17 protein-coding genes and 1 pseudogene are annotated in these 17,797 nt (G+C 46.5%); 11 read left to right on the forward strand and 7 right to left on the reverse strand.

The genetic code is table 11. The annotated features are described in order from the left end of the window. The first annotated feature begins 32 nt into the window (after positions 1-32). Together NYE49_RS04065 and NYE49_RS04070 are read left to right on the forward strand one after the other, a co-directional pair. Entirely contained in the window at positions 33-1,223 is a 1,191-nt protein-coding gene (locus NYE49_RS04065) for an MFS transporter (RefSeq protein ID WP_342410949.1), read from the forward strand. A 291-nt stretch (positions 1,224-1,514) separates the two neighbouring features. Further along, positions 1,515-1,668 (forward strand): annotated as a pseudogene (locus NYE49_RS04070) (hypothetical protein). Positions 1,669-1,787: 119 nt separating this feature from the next. Here NYE49_RS04070 and NYE49_RS04075 read toward each other — a convergent pair. Then, the gene (locus tag NYE49_RS04075) at positions 1,788-3,344 is read right to left on the reverse strand and encodes an ABC-F family ATP-binding cassette domain-containing protein (protein WP_014476110.1); all 1,557 of its coding nucleotides are present in this window, start codon (positions 3,342-3,344) and stop codon (positions 1,788-1,790) included. Between the two features lie 172 nt (positions 3,345-3,516). Here NYE49_RS04075 and NYE49_RS04080 point away from each other — a divergent pair, with 172 nt between their 5' ends. Together NYE49_RS04080 and NYE49_RS04085 are read left to right on the forward strand one after the other, a co-directional pair. Next, positions 3,517-4,647, forward strand: coding sequence for a DEAD/DEAH box helicase (locus NYE49_RS04080; protein ID WP_032726670.1), 1,131 nt, complete (start codon positions 3,517-3,519; stop codon positions 4,645-4,647). Positions 4,648-4,715: 68 nt separating this feature from the next. After that, the gene (locus tag NYE49_RS04085) at positions 4,716-5,162 is read left to right on the forward strand and encodes a GNAT family N-acetyltransferase (protein ID WP_217020656.1); all 447 of its coding nucleotides are present in this window, start codon (positions 4,716-4,718) and stop codon (positions 5,160-5,162) included. Positions 5,163-5,214: 52 nt separating this feature from the next. On the opposite strand, the gene NYE49_RS04090 is transcribed toward NYE49_RS04085, so the two are convergent. The 6 genes from NYE49_RS04090 to NYE49_RS04115 all read right to left on the reverse strand — a co-directional run bounded on the left by NYE49_RS04090 (position 5,215) and on the right by NYE49_RS04115 (position 10,649). Then, on the reverse strand, positions 5,215-6,234 hold the full coding sequence (locus NYE49_RS04090; RefSeq protein WP_342410950.1) for an NADP-dependent oxidoreductase: 1,020 nt from the start codon (positions 6,232-6,234) through the stop codon (positions 5,215-5,217). Between the two features lie 104 nt (positions 6,235-6,338). Continuing rightward, a complete protein-coding gene (gene yfmF, locus NYE49_RS04095) occupies positions 6,339-7,139 on the reverse strand; it encodes a Fe(3+)-citrate ABC transporter ATP-binding protein YfmF (RefSeq protein WP_003233737.1) in 801 nt (266 codons plus the stop codon). A gap of 12 nt (positions 7,140-7,151) precedes the next feature. Next, positions 7,152-8,153: a Fe(3+)-citrate ABC transporter permease YfmE gene (gene yfmE, locus NYE49_RS04100; RefSeq protein ID WP_047182267.1), complete on the reverse strand. Its 1,002-nt coding sequence runs from the start codon at positions 8,151-8,153 to the stop codon at positions 7,152-7,154. Then, on the reverse strand, positions 8,150-9,151 hold the full coding sequence (gene fecD / locus NYE49_RS04105) for a Fe(3+) dicitrate ABC transporter permease FecD (protein ID WP_015482945.1): 1,002 nt from the start codon (positions 9,149-9,151) through the stop codon (positions 8,150-8,152). Before fecD ends, yfmE begins: the two co-directional genes overlap by 4 nt. Positions 9,152-9,223: 72 nt before the next feature. Next, positions 9,224-10,171 (reverse strand): Fe(3+)-citrate ABC transporter substrate-binding protein YfmC, encoded by a 948-nt coding sequence (gene yfmC, locus NYE49_RS04110; RefSeq protein WP_047182268.1) that lies wholly within the window; start codon positions 10,169-10,171, stop codon positions 9,224-9,226. A gap of 109 nt (positions 10,172-10,280) precedes the next feature. After that, positions 10,281-10,649 carry a YfmB family protein gene (locus tag NYE49_RS04115; RefSeq protein WP_003233730.1) on the reverse strand — a complete coding sequence of 123 codons (369 nt, stop codon included), beginning with the start codon at positions 10,647-10,649 and terminating at the stop codon, positions 10,281-10,283. Positions 10,650-10,892: 243 nt separating this feature from the next. On the opposite strand from NYE49_RS04115, the gene NYE49_RS04120 reads away from it, so the two are divergent. The 7 genes from NYE49_RS04120 to NYE49_RS04150 all read left to right on the forward strand — a co-directional run bounded on the left by NYE49_RS04120 (position 10,893) and on the right by NYE49_RS04150 (position 17,776). Then, a complete protein-coding gene (locus tag NYE49_RS04120) occupies positions 10,893-11,240 on the forward strand; it encodes a general stress protein (RefSeq protein ID WP_003233729.1) in 348 nt (115 codons plus the stop codon). Between the two features lie 189 nt (positions 11,241-11,429). Beyond that, on the forward strand, positions 11,430-12,692 hold the full coding sequence (locus NYE49_RS04125; RefSeq protein WP_003244025.1) for a pectate lyase: 1,263 nt from the start codon (positions 11,430-11,432) through the stop codon (positions 12,690-12,692). 126 nt (positions 12,693-12,818) lie between these two features. Further along, positions 12,819-14,255 (forward strand): anion permease, encoded by a 1,437-nt coding sequence (locus tag NYE49_RS04130; RefSeq protein WP_047182269.1) that lies wholly within the window; start codon positions 12,819-12,821, stop codon positions 14,253-14,255. Between the two features lie 126 nt (positions 14,256-14,381). After that, a complete protein-coding gene (gene yflR, locus NYE49_RS04135) occupies positions 14,382-16,010 on the forward strand; it encodes a two-component sensor histidine kinase CitS (protein WP_047182270.1) in 1,629 nt (542 codons plus the stop codon). Continuing rightward, positions 15,982-16,662 (forward strand): two-component response regulator CitT, encoded by a 681-nt coding sequence (gene citT, locus NYE49_RS04140; protein ID WP_003242754.1) that lies wholly within the window; start codon positions 15,982-15,984, stop codon positions 16,660-16,662. The genes yflR and citT overlap by 29 nt, the downstream gene beginning before the upstream one ends. A 2-nt stretch (positions 16,663-16,664) precedes the next feature. Beyond that, complete coding sequence (locus NYE49_RS04145; protein WP_342410951.1) at positions 16,665-17,624, forward strand: tripartite tricarboxylate transporter substrate binding protein; 960 nt, start codon at positions 16,665-16,667, stop codon at positions 17,622-17,624. Between the two features lie 26 nt (positions 17,625-17,650). Continuing rightward, on the forward strand, positions 17,651-17,776 hold the full coding sequence (locus NYE49_RS04150) for a hypothetical protein (protein WP_015383084.1): 126 nt from the start codon (positions 17,651-17,653) through the stop codon (positions 17,774-17,776). Positions 17,777-17,797: the final 21 nt, after the last annotated feature.

Raw genomic sequence — 17,797 nt, forward strand, 5'->3', positions numbered from 1 at the left:
TTTTAATGGAATAAAGATGGAGGTCAGGTCAAATGGATAAGACAACACAAGTGAATCAGAAAACAGGTTTGCTCAGCCAGCCGAAAGCGGTATGGGCTGTGGCGTTTGCCTGTGTGATTTCCTTTATGGGAATCGGGCTGGTTGATCCAATTCTTCCGGCCATTGCCGCACAATTACATGCTTCACCTAGTGAAGTATCACTCTTGTTTACAAGTTATTTGCTTGTAACCGGATTTATGATGTTTTTCTCAGGAGCCATTTCCAGCCGAATCGGCGCGAAATGGACATTAATTCTCGGACTTATTTTTATTATTGTGTTTGCGGGGCTTGGCGGCAGCTCAAGTTCAATCGCTCAGTTAGTCGGCTATCGCGGCGGCTGGGGGTTAGGGAATGCTTTGTTTATTTCAACAGCGCTTGCGGTCATCGTCGGTGTATCAGTCGGCGGCAGCGCCCAAGCGATTATTTTGTATGAGGCTGCGCTCGGTCTCGGGATTTCCGTCGGGCCGCTTGCAGGCGGAGAGCTTGGAAGCATTTCATGGCGCGCACCGTTTTTCGGAGTATCTGTCCTGATGTTTATTGCGTTAATCGCGATTTCTTTGATGCTTCCGAAGCTGCCGAAACCGGTGAAACGCGTCGGTGTGTTTGATGCGATGAAGGCGCTCAAATATAAAGGCCTTTTAACAATGGCGGTATCGGCATTCTTATACAACTTTGGATTTTTTATTTTGCTTGCTTATTCTCCGTTCGTTCTGGATTTAGATGAACACGGTCTTGGATATGTCTTCTTCGGCTGGGGCCTTCTGCTGGCGATTACGTCAGTCTTTACGGCGCCGCTCGTGCACAAAGCGCTGGGCACAGTGCGTTCGCTCGTCGTTCTCTTTATCGCCTTTGCGGCCATTCTCGTTATTATGGGGATCTGGACAGACCATCAGACTTTGATTATTACATGTATCGTTGTCGCTGGTGCTGTCCTCGGTATGGTGAATACGATCATGACAACCGCTGTGATGGGTTCTGCGCCGGTTGAACGTTCAATCGCGTCTTCAGCCTACAGCTCAGTCCGCTTCATCGGCGGCGCGCTCGCCCCGTGGATTGCAGGAATGCTGTCAGAACACTTTACTGCAAGCACACCATATACAGTAGGCGGAATCGTCGTTTTTGTCGGCATGCTTGTCCTTCTCATGGGACGTAAACATCTTGCTGGAATTAAGGCGGGACATTAATAACGAAAGACACTGCGAAGATGCAGTGTCTTTTTATTCGTTATAATGCATCATAATCGAATTGGTGAAGGAAAGGACAACCTTTATGACACAATTTTACTATTTTTCGGCTGAAAACTCCCTTTAGAAACCGGTTTTTTCGGTCAGCAAGAACGGCGTTCGCGGAAAGGGCATCCGCTTCGGTCAGACATTGATGCGGCTGGGATTTATCTTGCAGAAGCTGAGAATGTGTCCGTTCATTTACGATTGCCATTTCAAGTGATGGTTCATGCTGTAGAGGGGACGTTTGCCATGGATAAGGCAAAGCCAGACGAATATGATCAGAAATGTTTAGAAACGCTCTATCAATACATACACAGCGTCATGAAAAACAGCTTTTCGCCCAAGTGGTTTACCGCTTGGGCAGATGAGGAGGATTTTGAGCTGTCTGCCAAAAGAGAGCTGACACTTGATGAATTCACATCTCCATTGCAGCTCATTTTAAAAGACAGAGAGCTTTTGAGAATCGTTCAGAAAAATGGCAGTAAAAAACCCGCCCTTCATCAGGCGGGTTTTTTCGTAACATTAAAGCACTTTCGTCGTCCAAGACTCGCAGTTCCACGTTTCTGTCGCAATATCCATATAAAAGTCTGGCTCGTGGGAAATGAGCAGAATGGAGCCTTTATATTCTTTCAGGGCGCGCTTGAGCTCTTCCTTGGCATCGACATCCAAGTGGTTTGTCGGCTCATCGAGAACCAGCAGATTTGTTTCTGAGTTGATAAGCTTGCACAATCTGACTTTCGCTTTTTCGCCTCCGCTTAATACGGAGACGCGACTTTCGATATGCTTTGTCGTCAGTCCGCATTTTGCCAGAGCGGCACGGATTTCATACTGCGTATAAGAAGGGAATTCGCTCCATACTTCTTCGATGCACGTATTGTTGTTTGTTTCCTTGACCTCTTGCTCGAAATAGCCGGTATAGATGTGCTCACCGCGTTCTACAGAGCCTTCGAGCGGCTGGATTTCGCCAAGCAAACTTTTCAGCAACGTCGTTTTTCCGATCCCGTTTGCGCCGTAAAGGGCGATTTTTTGGCCGCGTTCCATGCGGAGGTTGAGCGGACGGGACAGCGGGGAATCGTAACCAATCACGAGATCCTTCGTCTCAAAAATCAGCTTGCCTGACGTTCTCGCCGGCTTGAAATGGAATTCCGGCTTTGGCTTTTCTGCCGCAAGCTCGATCATATCCATCTTATCGAGTTTCTTTTGGCGGGACATCGCCATGTTTCTCGTGCTGACGCGCGCTTTGTTGCGGGCGACGAAATCCTTCAGCTCTGCGACTTCCTGCTGCTGCTTTTTGTAGGCCGCTTCAAGCTGCTGTTTCTTCACCTCGTAGACTTCCATAAACTGATGGTAGTCGCCGACATAGCGTGTCAGCTCTTGATTTTCAACGTGATAAATCAGGTTGATGACACTATTCAAGAACGGAATATCGTGGGAAATCAGGATGAACGCGTTCTCGTATTCCTGCAGGTAGCGTTTCAGCCATTCAATATGCTGTTCATCAAGATAGTTGGTCGGCTCATCGAGAAGCAGAATTTCCGGCTTTTCAAGGAGAAGCTTAGCGAGAAGAACCTTTGTGCGCTGTCCGCCGCTCAAATCGGTGACATCTCGCTCTAATCCGATATCGCTCAAACCGAGACCGCGGGCAATTTCCTCCACCTTGGAATCAATGACATAAAAATCATTGTTTGTCAGCGCGTCTTGAATGACGCCGACTTCTTCAAGCAGCTTCTCGAGCTCGTCGGGATCAGCCTCGCCCATTTTGTTGTAAATCTCGTTCATTTCCTCTTCCATCGCAAATAAATAATGGAATGCGTCTTTCAGGACGTCGCGAATGGATTTTCCTTTTTCCAGCACGGTATGCTGATCCAGATAGCCGACACGGACATTTTTTGACCATTCGACTTTTCCCTCATCAGGTTCAAGCTTTCCGGTAATAATATTCATGAAGGTTGATTTTCCTTCACCGTTTGCGCCGATCAAGCCGACGTGCTCGCCTTTTAACAGGCGGAAGGAAACGTTATTAAAAATGGCCCGGTCCCCGAAGCCGTGGCTTAAATCCTTTACAGACAAAATACTCATGTTTACACCTCTATCGTTATCAAACACGCACAATCGGCGTGTAATATTCACCCTTTTGATTATAAAGGAGGATTCGGAATGTTGAAAGGTATAGGAAAGAAAAAGAAAAATTGCGTTCCGGGCGAGGTTTTGAGATACTATGGAATAGATTTCAGGAATTGAGGAGAACAAAATGACGCAAACTTGGCCATTTTTACATAATGCACAATCATTTATACAAGAGAATTGGAATGCTTCCGGCTTTCAAACGCCAACCCCTGTTCAGGAGCAGGCAGCCCAGCTGATCATGGACGGAAAGGATGTCATTGCAGAATCGCCGACAGGCACAGGGAAGACGCTGGCGTATGCGCTGCCGGTCTTGGAGCGGATCAAACCAGAGCAAAAGCATCCGCAGGCGGTGATTTTAGCGCCTTCCCGTGAGCTGGTGATGCAGATTTTTCAGGTGATTCAGGATTGGAAAGCGGGCTCAGAGCTGCGCGCGGCTTCCTTAATCGGCGGGGCGAATGTGAAGAAGCAGGTCGAAAAGCTGAAGAAACATCCGCATATCATTGTCGGCACGCCAGGCAGGGTATTTGAACTGATTAAAGCAAAGAAACTCAAAATGCATGAAGTGAAAACGATTGTACTTGATGAAGCGGATCAGCTTATCCTGCCGGAGCATCGCGAGACGATCAAACAAATTATTAAAACGACATTAAGAGACCGCCAGCTTCTATGTTTCTCTGCCACGCTTAAAAAGGAAACAGAGGATGTGCTCCGCGAATTGGCGCAAGAGCCTGAGGTGTTGAAGGTGCAGCGAAGCAAGGCGGAGGCAGGGAAAGTGAAGCATCAATACCTGATTTGCGACCAGCGCGACAAAGTGAAGCTGCTGCAAAAGCTGTCAAGGCTTGAAGGCATGCAGGCACTCGTATTTGTGAGAGACATTGGCAACCTGAGTGTATATGCGGAAAAACTGGCATATCACCACGTTGAACTCGGCGTTTTGCACAGTGAAGCGAAAAAAATGGAGCGAGCGAAAATCATTGCCGCATTCGAAGACGGAGAGTTCCCGCTTTTATTGGCGACTGACATTGCCGCACGCGGCTTAGACATTGAAAACCTGCCATACGTGATTCATGCTGATATTCCAGATGAAGATGGCTATGTCCACAGATCAGGACGAACAGGCCGGGCCGGAAAAGAAGGCAACGTGCTGAGCCTTGTGACGAAATTGGAGGAATCTAAGCTGAAAAAAATGGCGAAGAAGCTTGGTGTTGAACTGAGTGAAGCTGTGTATGCAGGCGGAAAACTGAAGACGAAATAAAAAGAAGGGCGAAAAGCCCTTTTTTTGTTGTAAAATAATAGAAAAAGTTTCGCGCAGGGGGTGGGAAGGTGGTTTCAATAGACAGGTTTCAAGCAGTGAAGGAGTCAGAGCTGAAAATTCTTGAACACTGGTTTGAGAATGAGGATACCAGACGGAGAATGGATGGGATGCTGCCATTAGATGAGTGGTATGCACGAGTAAATAATGATAAACACGATACTGTCATCATGGCGTATGATGGACAGCTGCCGGCAGGGGTGGTCGTTATTGAGTTCGGAGAGGAGCGGACGTATATTGGATTGATCGTCAATCCTTTGTACCGGCTTCAAGGATACGGAAAACGGATATTGCAAAAGCTGATGACCGAACCTGATTTTACTAGCGTGCGGGAATGGGTGGCATGCATTGAAGAAGACAATCGAATCAGTTTAGCTTGCTTTCAAGCAGCAGGATTCACTTTGGAAGATACGGAACCTGATGAAGATGGTTTTCTTACGCTGATTCTTCGCAGCTGATCTCATCGAAACACAAAAGGAGGGCAAAAAGCCCTCCCGTTTTCATCTTCATTCAGCTCGGATCACTGACCTTGATCAGCTGTTTCCCTTTATTTTCTCCCTTAAATAAACCGAGAAACGCGTCAGGAATGTTTTCGAAGCCTTCTGTGATGGTTTCCTCGTAATGGAGTTTACCAGCCTTCAGCCATTCGGCCAGCTGTTTTGCTCCCTCAGAAAAACGATCGGAGTAGTCGCTTACGATAAAGCCTTGCATCAGTGACTTCGTTTTAATGAGTTTTGATTGGACACGAGGGCCCATGTCATCTGCTTCGCTTTCTGCGTTATAGGAAGAAATGGCGCCGCACACCGGAATGCGGGCAAATTCATTGAGCAGATTCATCACCGCGTCTGAAATCGGTCCGCCGACATTGTCAAAATACACATCGACACCGTCAGGACAAGCGTTTTGAAGCGCTTTTTGGATATCATCCGCTGTTTTGTAATTGATGGCTTCGTCAAACTGAAGCTCCTGTTTTAAATAGTCGATTTTTTCATCAGAACCCGCGATACCGACAACTCGCGCGCCTTTGATTTTGGCAATTTGCCCGACTGTTGAACCGACGGCTCCGGCAGCTCCGGAGACAACCACGGTTTCGCCTTCCTTCGGGCGTCCGATGTCCAGCAATCCGAAGTATGCTGTTAAGCCGGTCATTCCCAAAATGCCGAGATAGGCCGAAGCGGGAGCAAGGCTTGTATCAATTTTTCGCAAGGCAGACTCGCTCACAGCGGAAAATTCCTGCCAGCTGAGATTTCCGATGACGATATCGCCTTTTTTCAGATGATTCCCGTCTGAAACAACTTCAGCGATAACCCCGCCAGAAAGCGCTTCATTTAAAGCGAACGGCTCAACATATGACTTCGTATCCTGCATACGGCCGCGCATATAAGGGTCAACCGAAACATAAAGCGTTTTGACAAGCACTTCCCCTTGCTTGGGTTCAGGAACCGGAATGGTTTCAAAGCGAAAGTCTTCATGAACAGGAATACCTTGTGGACGTCTTGCTAATTGAATTTGCTGCTGAGATGCTGTCATTTTCATCCTCCTATCACTTGGTTGACACCACTGTAACATGGACAGGAGAGGAAATACAAAAGGTAAGCCGGCATACAAAAAAGGAGAGGGGGCTCCTCTCCTTTTCATTTCGCCCGTAATTTCGGACACAGTCCCGTCGGCAGGCACATTGGCTTCTGGTCGATCGGGCTTCTCATGATGCAGCATTCCAAGCCGAAGACTTCACGGAAAAATGGCTGGGTGAACACATCTTCCGGTGTTCCGGCGTTGTATATTTTTCCGTCCAGCACACTGATTAGATAGTCAGCATATTGAGCAGCTTGGTTTAAATCATGGAGCACCATGACAACAGTGCGGCCATGGTCGCGGTTCAGCTTTTTCAGCAGTTCAAGTACTTCAATCTGGTGTGAGATGTCTAAATACGTGGTCGGCTCATCAAGCAAAAGCAAATCAGTGCCTTGTGCAAGTGCCATGGAAATCCAGGCTCTTTGTCTTTGGCCGCCTGAGAGGGCATCAAGTGTCCGATCCTTCAGTTCAATCATGCCCGTTGCTTCCAGCGCCCACTCTACCATGTCATGATCCTCTTGGGTATGCTTGGATAACAGCTTTTTGTGAGGATGTCTGCCAAAATAGCATAATTCCTCTACCGTCAATCCTTCAGGAGCCTGAGGAGATTGTGGAAGAATGGCCAGTTTTTTTGCGACTTCTTTTGATGGCTGGCGGTGGATGTCTTTTCCTTCTAGTAGCACTGTACCGCTTTTCGGAGCCATCAGCCTGGCGAGCGATTTGAGGATTGTTGATTTACCGCAGCCATTAGCGCCGATGAGCGCAGTGATTTTTCCTTCTTCTATCTTTAAGTCGACTCCGTCAATAATCACTGTACTGTCATATGAAAGAGTGAGCTGGTCTGCAGCCAGTTTTCCCATGGTATCCTCTCCCTACTGTTTCCTCGCTTCGAATTTCAATAAATATAAGAAATAAGGCGCGCCGATCACGGCTGTCAGTATTCCGGCAGGTATTTCAACCGGAGGCATGATGCCACGCCCTAACGTATCTGCAATTAATAATATAATAGCACCAATCAATGCCGATGCAGGCAGTAAATATTTAGCTTTTTCTCCGGTAAGCCGTCTGGCGATATGCGGAGCAAGCAAGCCGATAAAACCGATTGAGCCGACGACGGCTACACAGCTTCCCGCCAGCGCCACCGCGATGAAAATCAGAATGAATCTCAGCCGGTTTGCGTTTTCCCCGAGACCCTGCGCAAGCTCATCACCGAGTGACATAAGATCCAGCTTCGGTATGAGAATGCAGACGATCGGAAAAAGAATCAAAAGCCATGGCGCAAGCAGCTTGACTTCTTCCCAGTTTCTTCCCCAGAGGCTGCCTGTCAGCCAAATGAGTGCAGCATTCACGTCGCCCGGAAACTTGACCATCATATATTGCATTCCGGCGTGGCAGACCGCGCCTAAGGCAATGCCTGATAAAGCCAGTGAAGAGGGCTGAATGCTCTTTTTTCGGGCTATCATTAATAATAGTACAGCAATAATGGCGGCTCCGGCAAATGCGGAGAACGGAAGCACGTATACCGGCGACTCAGGAAAGATGAGAATCACAGCCATCGCCGCAAGTCCGGAGCCTTTTGAAATGCCGACAACGTCCGGGGAAGCGAGCGGATTTCGGATCACACCCTGTAAAATCGCTCCGGCAGCGGCAAGCCCAGCTCCGGCCAAAATCGCTAATATGATGCGGGGCAGACGATATTGCTGGATGATAAATTCAAAGGAATGATCCAGTCCCAGCAGATTCGTCACTACCGCATCAGGTGAAATGTATAATGCACCGATTCCAATGCTGATGACGGACAGAACGATCAAAATCACGGCCAATATGAGTATCGCCAGCAAGGGGCGTTTTTGTTTTCTGGTTGTTTTCTTCATTTCAGATGTCGCCCTTTCCTTGCCAAATATAAGAAAAACGGCGTTCCGATAATCGCGGTGACAATGCCGACCGGTGATTCATAAGGAAATGCAATCCATCTGGCCAGAACATCTGCGTACACCAGCAAAATGGCACCGAACAGTGCCGAAAACGGAAGCACGTATTGATAATGTTCTCCGATCAGCTTGCGGACAATATGCGGGACGAGCAGCCCGACAAAGCCAATCGGCCCGGCGACGGCTACGGAAGCGCCGGAAAGGATTAAAATAATCAAACTGATCAGAATCCGGATGCCGTTCATATTTTGTCCAAGCCCTTTTGCTGTTTCGTCTCCGAGACCGAGAACAGAAACAGAACCGGAAAATACGAGGGCAAGCCCGATGCCAATGACAGAAAACGGAGCGATGGTTATGACGTCCTGCCAGTTGCTGCCGTCGATTGCGCCTGTCATCCAGTACAGAACATCCTCACCTGACTCATTTAAAATAATGATGGCCTGTGTCATAGAGGAAAGGAACAAGTGCACGGCCATTCCTGACAGCGCCAGCTTGACAGGTGTCATTCCGCCGGATGAGGCAATCATATATACAATCGCGCCGCCTGCTGCCGCACCCGCAAAAGCGAATATAACAGATGAATAGGGCGATGCCGGCAGAATGACGAGAGAAGCAACGACAAAAAGCGATGCACCCGCATTCACACCGAAAATTTGGGGTGAAGCCAGAGGATTTCTGGTCATAGCCTGCATCAGCGCCCCTGCTACAGCTAGGCTGGCGCCGACAAAAACGCCGATTAATGTGCGGGGAAGGCGAAGAGTAGAGATGATGAGCTGTTCCTTTGAACCGTCCCATACAAAAAGATATTTCAATGAATCTATGATGCCGATGTCTGAGGCTCCTACTGAAAGATTCAGCCCAAGCCCAAATATAAAAATAATCAGTGCAATGATGAACATCATCAGTCTTGATGATGAGCGCCGTTTGGCTGAATGATACAACAGTCTCACTTCCTTACTGCGTCTGGTTGCAAAAACGAAGAAGCAAGGATTTCCCCTCGCTTCTCATTTGTCCTATTTATTATACACTTTTTTAAGCACATCTTTGGCGCTTGTTTCACTAGACTTGATGCCTCTGAATCTTGTCCAAGTGTCACGGTCCGCATCATAGACTTGTCCATTTTTCACCGCTTTGAGATTTTTCCAGAGCGGGTTCGTTTTCCACTCGTCTACAATGGTTTTGCCTTCGTTGGCTGAGATGAACAAAATATCAGGATCGATTTTGCTCAATTGCTCGAGGCTGACCTCTTGATAGGCGTTATCTGACTTCACAGCGTGTGTAAAGCCTAGCATTTTAAAGATTTCTCCGTCATAGGATGATGATGTATGAAGCTGGAAGGAATCCGCTCTTGCAACGCCGAGAACGATGTTGCGGTTTTCATCTTTCGGAAGTTCGGCTTTTAGATCGTTGATGACTTTTTTGTGCTCAGCAAGCTTTTCTTTTCCTTCATCTTCTTTATTTAATGCTTTAGCAATGGTCGTAAAGCTGTCGATCGTTTCGTCATATGTCGCTTCACGGCTTTTTAATTCAATCGTCGGGGCGATTTGTTTCAGCTGTTTATAAATGTTTTTATGGCGCTCAGCGTCAGCGATGATTAAATCAGGCTTCAAGGAACTGATGACCTCAAGATTGGGTTCGCTGCGTGTGCCTACAGATGTGTAATCAATGGAGCTGCCGACAAGCTTTTTAATCATATCTTTTTTGTTGTCATCGGCGATGCCCACCGGCGTAATGCCGAGATTGTGAACGGCATCCAAGAATGAAAGCTCAAGCACCACCACCCGCTTAGGTGTGCCGCTTACTGTCGTTTTTCCTTCTTCGTCATGGATCACTCTGGAATCCTTAGACTTGCTTTCGCCGCTTCCGTTGTTATTCTGGTTTGATGAACAGCCGGATACAATGAGGCAGGCGAGCAATAAAACACTCATGATGGCAATCAACTTGTTAGAATAGGTGCGCATGTCATTCTTCCTTTTTTTAGATTTAGTAATGAGAATCATTATCACATGTAACACTATAATAGCATGGCTTATCATGTCAATATTTTTTTAGTAAAGAAAGCTGCGTTTTTTACTGCTTTCTCATGAAAGCATCATCAGACACAAATAAGTGGTATGCAGCGTTACCGTGTCTTCGAGACAAAAACGCATGGGCGTTGGCTTTAGAGGTTTCGAACATATCAGCAGTGACATAAGGAAGGAGAGTGCTGAGATAACCGGACAATTTCTTTTCTATTTCATCTGTTAGTGCAAATTCAATGTCGCCGATATTCATGATAATCGAGAAAACAAAGTCGATATCGATATGAAAATGTTCCTCGGCAAAAACCGCAAGCTCGTGAATTCCTGGTGAACATCCGGCACGCTTATGGAAAATCTGTTTGACTAAATCACTCACAATCCAAGCATTGTATTGCTGTTCTGGTGAAAAGTATTGCATTAGACATACCTCCTGCTCGTACGGATAAAGGCAGCATTTCATGGTCGTGTGCTCCGTGCAGCGGCTTCTCTTTAATTTTGATTTTTCTGAAAATAGGTCCCGTTCCTATCACTTTACCATGGACGGAAAACAAATAGCTACTACCATTCCTCCTGTTTTTCTCTTTAATGTTCTGGAATCTGTTTCAGGTACAGACGATCGGGTATGAAAGAAATATAGAAAACATGAAGGAGGAATATCGACATGAAACCAGTTGTAAAAGAGTATACAAATGACGAACAGCTCATGAAGGATGTAGAGGAATTACAGAAAATGGGTGTTGCGAAAGAGGATGTATACGTCTTAGCTCACGACGATGACAGAACGGAACGCCTGGCAGACAACACGAATGCCAATACGATCGGAGCCAAAGAAACAGGTTTCAAGCACGCGGTGGGAAATATCTTCAATAAAAAAGGAGATGAGCTCCGCAATAAAATTCACGAAATCGGTTTTTCTGAAGATGAAGCCGCTCAATTTGAAAAACGATTAGATGAAGGAAAAGTGCTTCTCTTTGTGACAGATAACGAAAAAGTGAAAGCTTGGGCATAAAGCAAGGAAAAAACCAAAAGGCTATGACGGCCTTTTGGTTTTTTTGCGGTCTTTGCGGTGACATTTTGCAGAATGCCGCAATAGGATAGCGGAACATTTTCGGTTCTGAATGTCCCTCAATTTGCTATTATATTTTTGTGATAAATTGGAATAAAATCTCACAAAATAGAAAATGGGGGTACATAGTGGATGAAAAAAGTGATGTTAGCTACGGCTTTGTTTTTAGGATTGACTCCAGCTGGCGCGAACGCAGCTGATTTAGGCCACCAGACGTTGGGATCCAATGATGGATGGGGCGCGTACTCGACCGGCACGACAGGCGGATCAAAAGCATCGTCCTCAAATGTGTATACCGTCAGCAACAGAAACCAGCTTGTCTCGGCATTAGGGAAGGAAACGAACACAACGCCAAAAATCATTTATATCAAGGGAACGATTGACATGAACGTGGATGACAATCTGAAGCCGCTTGGTCTAAATGACTATAAAGATCCGGAGTATGATTTGGACAAATATTTGAAAGCCTATGATCCTAGCACATGGGGCAAAAAAGAGCCGTCGGGAACACAAGAAGAAGCGAGAGCACGCTCTCAGAAAAACCAAAAAGCACGGGTCATGGTGGATATTCCTGCAAACACGACGATCGTCGGTTCAGGGACTAACGCTAAAGTCGTGGGCGGAAACTTCCAAATCAAGAGTGATAACGTTATTATTCGCAACATTGAATTCCAGGATGCCTATGACTATTTTCCGCAATGGGATCCGACTGACGGAAGCTCAGGGAACTGGAACTCACAATACGACAACATCACGATAAACGGCGGCACACACATCTGGATTGATCACTGTACATTTAATGACGGTTCGCGTCCGGACAGCACATCGCCGAAATATTATGGAAGAAAATATCAGCACCATGACGGCCAAACGGATGCTTCCAACGGTGCTAACTATATCACGATGTCTTACAACTATTATCACGATCATGATAAAAGCTCCATTTTCGGATCAAGTGACAGCAAAACCTCCGATGACGGCAAATTAAAAATTACGCTGCATCATAACCGCTATAAAAATATTGTCCAGCGCGCGCCGAGAGTCCGCTTCGGGCAAGTGCACGTATACAACAACTATTATGAAGGAAGCACAAGCTCTTCAAGTTATCCTTTCAGCTATGCATGGGGAATCGGAAAGTCATCTAAAATCTATGCCCAAAACAATGTCATTGACGTACCGGGACTGTCAGCTGCTAAAACGATCAGCGTATTCAGCGGGGGAACGGCTTTATATGACTCCGGCACGTTGCTGAACGGCACACAGATCAACGCATCGGCTGCAAACGGGCTGAGCTCTTCTGTCGGCTGGACGCCGTCTCTGCATGGATCGATTGATGCTTCTGCTAATGTGAAATCAAATGTTATAAATCAAGCGGGTGCGGGTAAATTAAATTAAGAAAGTGAAAAACACAAAGGGTGCTAACCTTTGTGTTTTTTAATTAATTAAAATGTTTATTAACTTAGTTAAGGAGTAGAATGGAAAAGGGGATCGGAAAACAAGTATATAGGAGGAGACCTATTTATGGCTTCAGAAAAAGACGCAGGAAAACAGTCAGCAGTAAAGCTTGTTCCATTGCTTATTACTGTCGCTGTGGGACTAATCATCTGGTTTATTCCCGCTCCGTCCGGACTTGAACCTAAAGCTTGGCATTTGTTTGCGATTTTTGTCGCGACAATTATCGGCTTTATCTCCAAGCCCTTGCCAATGGGTGCAATTGCAATTTTTGCATTGGCGGTTACTGCACTAACTGGAACACTATCAATTGAGGATACATTAAGCGGATTCGGGAATAAGACCATTTGGCTTATCGTTATCGCATTCTTTATTTCCCGGGGATTTATCAAAACCGGGCTCGGTGCGAGAATTTCGTATGTATTCGTTCAGAAATTCGGGAAAAAAACCCTTAGACTTTCTTATTCACTGCTATTCAGTGATTTAATACTTTCACCTGCTATTCCAAGTAATACGGCGCGTGCAGGAGGCATTATATTTCCTATTATCAGATCATTATCCGAAACATTCGGATCAAGCCCGGCAAATGGAACAGAGAGAAAAATCGGTGCATTCTTATTAAAAACCGGTTTTCAGGGGAATCTGATCACATCTGCTATGTTCCTGACAGCGATGGCGGCGAACCCGCTGATTGCCAAGCTGGCCCATGATGTCGCAGGGGTGGACTTAACATGGACAAGCTGGGCAATTGCCGCGATTGTACCGGGACTTGTAAGCTTAATCATCACGCCGCTTGTGATTTACAAGCTGTATCCGCCGGAAATCAAAGAAACACCGGATGCGGCGAAAATCGCAACAGAAAAACTGAAAGAAATGGGACCATTCAAAAAATCAGAGCTTTCCATGGTTATCGTGTTTCTTTTGGTGCTTGTGCTGTGGATTTTTGGCGGCAGCTTCAACATCGACGCAACCACAACCGCATTGATCGGTTTGTCCGTTCTCTTATTATCACAGGTTCTGACTTGGGATGATATCAAGAAAGAACAGGGCGCTTGGGATACGCTCACTTGGTTTGCGGCGCTTGTCATGCTCGCCAACTTCTTGAATGAATTAGGCATGGTGTCTTGGTTCAGTAATGCCATGAAATCATCCGTATCAGGGTTCTCTTGGATTGTGGCATTCATCATTTTAATTGTTGTGTATTATTACTCTCACTATTTCTTTGCAAGTGCGACAGCCCACATCAGTGCGATGTATTCAGCATTTTTGGCTGTCGTCGTGGCAGCGGGCGCACCGCCGCTTTTAGCAGCGCTGAGCCTCGCGTTCATCAGCAACCTGTTCGGGTCAACGACTCACTACGGTTCTGGAGCGGCTCCGGTCTTCTTCGGAGCAGGCTACATCCCGCAAGGCAAATGGTGGTCCATCGGATTTATTCTGTCGATTGTTCATATCATCGTATGGCTTGTGATCGGCGGATTATGGTGGAAAGTACTAGGAATATGGTAGAAAGAAAAAGGCAGACGCGGTCTGCCTTTTTTTTATTTTCACTCCTTCGTAAGAAAACGGATTTTGAAAAATGAGAAAATTCCCTATAAAAATGATATGATCTAGGTAGAAAGGACGGCTGGTGCTGTGGTGAAAAAGCGGTTCCATTTTTCCCTGCAAACAAAAATAATGGGGCTGATTGCGGCTCTGCTGGTCTTTGTCATTGGTGTGCTGACTATTACGTTAGCCGTTCAGCATACACAGGGAGAACGGAGACAGGCAGAGCAGCTGGCGGTTCAAACGGCGAGAACCATTTCCTATATGCCGCCGGTTAAAGAGCTCATTGAGAGAAAAGGCGGACATGCGGCTGAGACGCAAGAGGTCATTGAACAAATGAAAGAACAGACTGGCGCGTTTGCCATTTATGTTTTGGACGAAAAAGGAGACATTCGCAGCGCCTCTGGAAAAAGCGGATTAAAGAAACTGGAGCGCAGCAGAGAAATTTTGTTTGGCGGTTCGCATGTTTCTGAAACAAAAGCGGATGGACGAAGAGTGATCAGAGGGAGCGCGCCGATTATAAAAGAACAAAAGGGATACAGCCAAGTGATCGGCAGCGTATCTGTTGATTTTCTGCAAACGGAGACAGAGCAAAGCATCAAAAAGCATTTGAGAAATTTGAGTGTGATTGCTGTGCTTGTGTTGCTGCTCGGATTTATTGGCGCCGCCGTGCTGGCGAAAAGCATCAGAAAGGATACGCTTGGGCTTGAACCGCATGAGATCGCGGCTCTATATCGTGAGAGGAACGCAATGCTTTTCGCGATTCGAGAAGGGATTATTGCCACCAATCGTGAAGGCGTCGTCACCATGATGAACGTATCGGCGGCCGAGATGCTGAAGCTGCCCGAGCCTGTGATCCATCTTCCTATAGATGACGTCATGCCGGGAGCAGGGCTGATGTCTGTGCTTGAACAAGGAGAAATGCTGCCGAACCAAGAGGTAAGCGTCAACGATCAAGTGTTTATTATCAATACGAAAGTGATGAATCAAGGCGGGCAGGCATATGGGATTGTCGTCAGCTTCAGGGAGAAAACAGAGCTGAAGAAGCTGATCGACACATTGACTGAGGTTCGCAAATATTCTGAGGATCTCAGGGCGCAGACTCATGAATTTTCAAATAAGCTTTATGCGATTTTAGGGCTGCTTGAACTTGGGGAGTATGATGAAGCCATTGATCTGATTAAAGAGGAATATGCGATACAAAATGAACAGCATGATCTTTTATTCCATAACATCCATTCGCAGCAGGTTCAGGCCATTTTGTTAGGGAAAATAAGCAAGGCATCGGAAAAGAAGGTCAAGCTGATGATTGATGAGAACAGCTCACTCGCGCCTCTTCCTGCACATATCGGCTTGTCCCATCTTATTACAATTATCGGCAATTTAATTGATAACGCTTTCGAAGCTGTAGCGGAGCAAAGCGTGAAGGAAGTTTTGTTTTTTATCACGGATATGGGCCATGACATTGTCATTGAAGTATCAGACACAGGGCCCGGTGTGCCGCCAGATAAGATGGAAGAAGTGTTTGAGAGAGGCTATTCTTCAAAGGGGATGAGGAGAGGCTACGGTCTGGCCAATGTGAAAGACTCAGTGCGTGAACTGGGCGGCTGGATCGAACTGGCGAATCAAAAAACTGGCGGGGCGGTATTCACTGTGTTTATACCGAAGGAGAAACAAAGGGGGAATCCATTTGATTCACATCGCGATTGCGGAGGATGATTTTCGAGTTGCGCAGATCCATGAGAGATTGATTAAACAGCTTGATGGATTCAAGATTATCGGCAAGGCGGCTAACGCAAAAGAGACATTGGCGCTTTTGAAGGAACACAAGGCTGATTTGCTTCTGCTGGATATTTATATGCCGGACGAGCTTGGGACCGCGTTGATTCCTGATATACGAAGCCGATTTCCTGAAGTGGACATTATGATTATCACAGCGGCAACAGAAACCCGGCATTTGCAGGAAGCGCTAAGAGCGGGGATTGCCCACTATTTGATCAAACCCGTAACGGCTGACAAGTTCAGGCAGGTGCTGCTTCAGTATAAAGAAAAAAGGAAGCTGCTCATGTCTCAGCCGGAGGTCAGCCAATCCATGATCGACCATATTTTTGGGAACGGTGTGAAGACAGCTTTGCCGGCAGAGGATTTGCCGACTGGCATTAATTCGATTACACTGCGAAAAATTAAGGAAGCGCTTCAGACTGCGTCAGAAGGATTGACAGCGGAGGAACTTGGGGAAAAAATGGGGGCGTCACGAACAACTGCCCGCCGTTATGCCGAGTACCTTGTGTCAAAGGAAGAAGCAAGAGCCGAGCTTGAATACGGGATTATCGGCAGGCCGGAGAGAAAATATTATTTGGCGGCGGATTAGATATGAAAAAATCTATAATCCTATTGATTATTCTATTGATCTTTATGCAGGGTGATATCAGGCAGGCGGCTGCGCCGCGCCTGCCGGACGGGCCGATAGAAATTGTCGTCCCTGCCGAACCTTCTGGCGGTTGGGATGTCACAGCGCAGGCGATCCAATCAGTTTTGAGGCAGAAGCAGATCGTGAAGGGTGATGTTCATATCGTCTATAAATCCGGCGGCGGGGGAGAGAAAGGCTGGAAATATGTCAACAAAAGCAGCAAACAAACCATCAGCATGACGTCCAGCCTAATATTGAGCAATGATCTTCTCGGGCAAAGTAAATTAAAAATGGCCGATTTTACGCCGCTCGCCATTCTCTCCAAGGAATGGCAGACGGTTGCATTGCCAAAAGGATCAGCGTTAACAAATGGCAAGGATGTGCTGAATGAGATCAACATGCATCCTGGCAAGGTGAGAATCGGCTTTGCCCCGGGGTTTGGCAATGATGATCAGCTCTCGTTCGTCAGAGCGGCAGATATGTACGGCATTGACGCGTTTGACATTCAATTCTCACAGTATGACAGCAGTGAACAGCTCATTCAGGCGCTGATCAGACATGAGATAGAAGCGGCTTCCATGACACTTTCTGAAGCGAAACCATATGAACGAAACGGCGATATCACGTTAGCCGCTGTAACGTCTGATAAAAGACTTCCCGGTTTTCCAAATGTACCGACGTGGAAGGAGCAGGGAATCCCGTTTGTTTTTTCTCATTGGAGAGGGATTTTGGGCCCGAAAAATATGTCTGAGGAAGAGATTTCTTACTGGGATCAAGCGCTAAAGGAGGTCACCTCTTCACCTGAATGGAAGCGGAAAATAAACGAACAGGACTGGGAAAGCTTTTATTTAAACAGCAGGGAAACGAAACGGTTTTTAGAAGAGCAATCTGCTTTTTATCAAAGCATCATGACAGGAAATTAAGATCCCGGCATCCCGGGATTTTTTTCATGCCGAAAATTGATCAAAAAGAACAAAACGGTTTTAAAAAATTAAAAATACAAAAAAACCAAATTATTTACTTGCGATTTGTTTTCCCATACGATGGCAAAAAGGCAAGACAAAAAGGGGAGTAAGGGAGAAAAATGTAAGCGGAT

Source organism: Bacillus sp. FSL L8-0358, from assembly GCF_038593095.1.
GTDB lineage: Bacteria > Bacillota > Bacilli > Bacillales > Bacillaceae > Bacillus > Bacillus subtilis.